Below are 5,080 nucleotides of genomic sequence, written 5' to 3' on the forward strand. Positions count from 1 at the left end.
CCGCCCGCCTCCCGGCTGACGGACGCCGGCCCGTCGAGTGCGTCCACCACCCCTGGAGGCTACGAGAGCCCCCGCCCACCTCCGTCGTCAGCCGCGGGCAGAAAACCGCTGCTACCCGGAACGGGGCGTAGATCTGTTCGGCGGTTTCGGGGGCGGCCAAGGCGGTGCGGTACAGGTGGGCGCGCCATAGCCGGCTACGCTGATTCTCCGGTGCTCTCCGTGGCAGGTTCCGGCGGGCACGTCGGTGTCCGGGGGCGAGGAGGCCGCCACGAACCACCGCGATCTCACCGGGCCCGCCACCGCGTCGCACGGCACACCCGGAGAAACAGGGGCGCCGACTCGGGCTGACAGGTCGCCGCCGGTTTTCTCCACAGTTGTTCAAGGAGTGCAATGGGGAAACACTCGCAACCCCAGACCTGTCCGAAGTGTAACGGCACCGGAACTATCACGGTTGTTTATGACGGCCGAAGCGGAAAGGCCGCAACCGAGATCAAGAACTGTGACAGATGTAATGGGAAGGGAACGGTATGAATCGGGCCGATTTCATCCCGCCCGTGATCTGGGTTCATCGGGGAGAAGGCAGCTCCATGTATCCGATCAACCGGGCTGATGATCCGGACGTCTGGTCGAGGCTGGTCGACAGCGATGATGCGATCGTCACTCAGGTCGACGATGGAAAACTCGACGAAGACGGTACCGGCACCTTCCCGACCAGCTCTTCCAGCGCTCTCGCGGTCATGGACGCGATGCTCGGTCTGCTCGACGTCCACCACGGCACAGACGTCCTGGAGATCGGCACGGGAACCGGCTACAACGCCGCACTGATCGCCGAGAGGGCGGCACCCGGGCATGTCACCACCATCGAGATGGACGAGAAGATTGCCCGGCACGCCCGGACCGTCCTCGCCAGGACCGGCCTGCCGGTCACGGTGGTCACCGGCGACGGTGCCCTCGGATACGCCGAGAACGCCCCCTACGAACGGGTCATATGCACCGCGAGTGCGCTGCGGGTGCCGTACGCATGGGTGGAGCAGACCCGACCCGGCGGGAAAATCGTGCTCCCTCTCGTCGCCGGCTTCGACGAATGCCAGGCGTTCGCCTGCCTCACCGTCGGCGATGACGGCACCGCTCGGGGCCGCTGCCACGGCAGCACCGGGTTCATGCGGCTACGCAACCAGCGGAACGACAGGGCATTGTGGCGGGTATACAGCCCGGAAAGCGCCGCCTACTACGACGAAGAACCAGATGGCGTCCAGATCACAACAACGCAGATCTACCACCCTGAGCCGTTTGCCGACTTTGAGACCGGGTTCGCCTTCGGCGCCCGCCTTCCCGGTTGGGTGACCGGGCTCAGGGCCGATGGCATCATGCTGCTGTCGCACTACGCATCCGGATCGTGGGCCACCATCGTTCCCGGCACGGACGTTCACAAGGTCTACCACCAGGGACCACGCCACCTGTGGGATGAACTGGAAGCCACCTACCGTTGGTGGATCGGCACCGGCCAGCCCGATCACACCCGCTTCGGCCTGATCGTCACCCCCGAAGGGCAGACGTTCTGGCTCGACACCCCGGACCAGGTCATCTCGTCTGTCCAGCAACCGGCCGCCTGACCAGGACACACGCACCGAAGAAAGATCGCCGCCAAAGTCCTGCACGGCTTCAGGGGCGCCCCTTCAAATCGCCGCAGAAGGCGCGCCACACCCGCCGCGCCCGGGAACGGGACCCGGCGGGACTGCCATGCGACGCCTGCACGCGGCACCGGCACGCCGTGCCCGACGGTACGTCGGCTCTGCCGCCCGCCCTGCATGTCGGTTGGGAGACCGGCGTGTTGTTCGTGTTGTAATCCGACTCGGATCTTGCCTGTGCGGGAACCGTACCATAGTTTTCACCCCTGCTGACCTGCGACGATACAAGATCGTCCTCTAATCTCCGACGGGGGTCTGTGGACAACGGGGGTCTGTGGACAATCGCGCCAAAATCCATGATCTATAACGTTTGTACAGGTCGGCGAGATGTCGATGTTTCCCACGGCCTCCCTCGATTATCGGTGTGTCGGAGGTCCTGGGCAACGATCAAGGTTGTGCGATTTGGCGGACAGACACACCATGTGCTGCCCAGCCATACCCGGTGACGGTAAGCCCACGGACTTCCCCTCGGGGTTCTGTCCCGGCCGTCCCGTCCGGAGGGGAGAGAAGCGCGAACGTCCGCTGATCGCCTCCGCTGGCCGGCAGCACCAGCGCTGACCGGAGAATGTATAGGTCCGAGTCCGGCGGGGGCAGCTTGACACGGGCTGACTCCGCCGGGTCCGCCATCAACAAGCCATTGAAATGCGACTCGCTACGACCAGGCCGACGACTGTTTGGGATCATTTCCATGGGTCTCTGACTCCTTTCTGCGCAGGGTTGGGGATCAGGACCCGGAGCGGGTGTTGGCCCACCGGCTCCGGGTCGCTGCCGTTCCGGCGTGTGATCCGGGAACTGTCCGCCGGATGATCGATTACGACGAAACGCTGAGATCAACAGCGAACGGTACGCCCGTGACCTGCGAGACCCATGAAGTGGGGCGATATGACACCTACAGGCGCGGAAGCTGTAGGTGAAAACCGTCGTCATCACAACGCTTTTCACCTACGGCTTCCGCTGCTGTAGGTGGAAAGCGTTGCTGTGATGACGGAATCCACCTACGGTGCGCGCGGATGGAATCCGCCTGCGGGGCGGGGTGGGTCAGGTGAGGGAGGCGTAGACGGCGGCGGTGCGTTCGGCGGTGCGGCGCCAGGTGAACGTCCGGGCGTGGGAGCGGCCCGGGGCCGGGTCGGCATCCTCCTTGAGCGCGCCGATCAGCGCGTCGGTCAATGCCTCGGTGTCCATCGGCGGGACGAGTCGTACGCCTTTGCCGGCCAGCGGGCCGAGGACCTCCCGGACAGCGGGGATGTCGGCGGCGACCACCTGGGTCCCGGCCGCCAGTGCCTCCAGCGGCGGCAGGCCGAACCCCTCGTAGAACGAGGGGAAGCACAGGGCGGCGGCCCCGGCGACCAGCCGGCGGAGCTGGTTCGTCGGCAGGTAGCCGGTGGTGACGACCGCCCCGGCCGGCAGCCGCGACCGGTCGAGCGCCGGCCCCCAGCCGGACGGCCCGACCAGCAGCAGCGGCGGCGCGTCGGAGACCTCGGCGTGCAGGCCGCGGACCGCCGCCAGCAGGGTCGGCAGGTTCTTGCGTGGCTCAAGGGTGCCGACGAACAGCAGATACCGCTCGGGCAGACCATGGGCGGCGAGCCAGCGCGCGGACGGCGGGGACGCGTCGAACCAGGCCGCGTCCACGCCGAGCGGTGTCGCGGTCACGATCGCCGGATCCAGCCGGTAGGTGTCGACGACCTCGGCGGCGATCGCCGCGCTCGGGGTGACGACGGCGGCGGCCCGGCGCAGGCCGCGCGGGACCAGCTCCCGGTAGCGGGCGGAGGCGGCGGAGACGGTGTTCGTGAGCTTGAGATAGGCGAGATCGTGGATGGTCAGCACGCCGTGGGCGCGGCGCAGCGGCGGCAGGACGAAGTTCGTGGCGTGCACCACGTCGGCCGCGCCGGCCAGCCATTCCAGCTTCGGCGTGTCGGTGCGTGCCCACGCCTCGTGCATGAGCCGGGCCGGGACGCGGCGCGCGGCCGGCCGCACGCCCGGTGGCAGCGCCGGGGCGAACCCGTCGAGCCCACGCCAGGTGAACGCGGTCGCGGCGACGTCCAGGCCGGGCAGTGACGGTAGTTCGGCGAGCAGGTGGCCGGTGTAGTGGCCCACCCCGGTGCGCGGGCCGAGCAGGGGCGTTCCGTCCAGGATGACCCGCATCGGGCTCGCTCCTCTCCACGGGTACGTCCGTGAGTACCACAGCCGCCTGGGGACGCCGCCGGGCAGCGGGCCGTCGGGCAGCGCCGCCGGTAGCCCCCGGCGGTCGGCGTGAATGGTCCCGCCGGTTGGTGTCTCTCGGTGGTCGGTACTCCCTGGTGCTGTCCATCCTGTTGGCGCACGATCGCCAAAGGTGATCGAGTGGTTCTCCATGGTGAGACGCTCCAGGGCTCGAAGTCCCCGGATCGTGACGATGTTGTTCGCCGTTGCCCGCTCTGTTGTTTTTCTGCTGAACGGGGAGCGATCACTGAAAGTGATTAGGCTCTGTCCGCCATGGTCTGCCTGTAGAGGTGGTGGCGGGTGGCGATGTCGCGCCAGCGGGTGGCGAACGCCGCGTCCGCGTACTCCTGGGCGCGGGCGGCCGCGCTTGCCGCGAGCCGCCGGCGCATGGCGTCCTCGGTGGCGAGACGCCGGGTGAACGAGGCGAGCTGCTGCGGGGAGGTCCAGCGGAAGCCGTCGAGCCCGTGGCGGACGATCTCGCGCTGGCCGGCGCTGTCGATCACCACGGGGACGCATCCGCCGGCCATCGCCTCGACCGTGGTCATCCCGAAGTGCTCGGCCGTCCACGGGCGGCGGTCGACGTCCTCCCCGTAGCCGGTCGCGGACCAGAACACCGAGCAGGTGGACAGCAGCCGTTCCACCTCGTGCCGCGGGGCGTTCGGATGGATCTCCACCGGCAGGCCGCGGGCGGCGTCCCGGATCCGCTCCAGGTAGGGGAGCTGGGAGTCCTCGCAGCCGCCGACGACGTGCATCCGCCAGTCGGGCAGTGCGCCCGAGCGGTACAGCTCACCGAACCAGCGCACCATCTCCAGCTGCCGTTTGGCGTGCCCCAGACCGGGGGCGAACAGACGGCCGACGGTCAGCACCGACGGTTCCCGCTCCTGCGCCGGGGTCAGGCACGCCACCTGGATCGGCGGGTAGAGGATGTCGGCGTCGGTGTGCCACAGCCGGCGGATCCAGTCCCGGGTGTAGACCGAGTTCGCCATGACCACGTCGTAGGCGTCGAGATAGCCGAGGTCACGCGGGTCCGTGAGCAGCCAGGGGAAACGCAGCGCCACCCGGGCCCGGACGCCCTCGCGCCGGTCGGCCACCCGCGGCCGGCTGAGCGCCACCCCGAGCTGGCGGACGTCCCGGGAGGCCGCCGCGCCGCCACCGCCCGCCGGTGGCCGGCCCGCCCCGTCCGGCCGGCTTGT

3 protein-coding genes are annotated in these 5,080 nt (G+C 68.8%); 1 reads left to right on the forward strand and 2 read right to left on the reverse strand.

The window, feature by feature from the left end:
* Positions 1 to 587 precede the first annotated feature (587 nt).
* Entirely contained in the window at positions 588 to 1,613 is a 1,026-nt protein-coding gene (locus AC5LUJ_RS16940; RefSeq protein ID WP_250290188.1) for a methyltransferase domain-containing protein, read from the forward strand.
* Between the two features lie 1,113 nt (positions 1,614 to 2,726).
* Here AC5LUJ_RS16940 and AC5LUJ_RS16945 read toward each other — a convergent pair.
* Complete coding sequence (locus AC5LUJ_RS16945; RefSeq protein WP_250282402.1) at positions 2,727 to 3,830, reverse strand: glycosyltransferase family 4 protein; 1,104 nt, start codon at positions 3,828 to 3,830, stop codon at positions 2,727 to 2,729.
* A gap of 314 nt (positions 3,831 to 4,144) precedes the next feature.
* A partial coding sequence (locus AC5LUJ_RS16950; protein WP_493465274.1) for a glycosyltransferase occupies positions 4,145 to 5,080 on the reverse strand: 936 nt, incomplete at its 5' end.

The organism is Protofrankia sp. CiP1_Cm_nod3, from assembly GCF_982290655.1.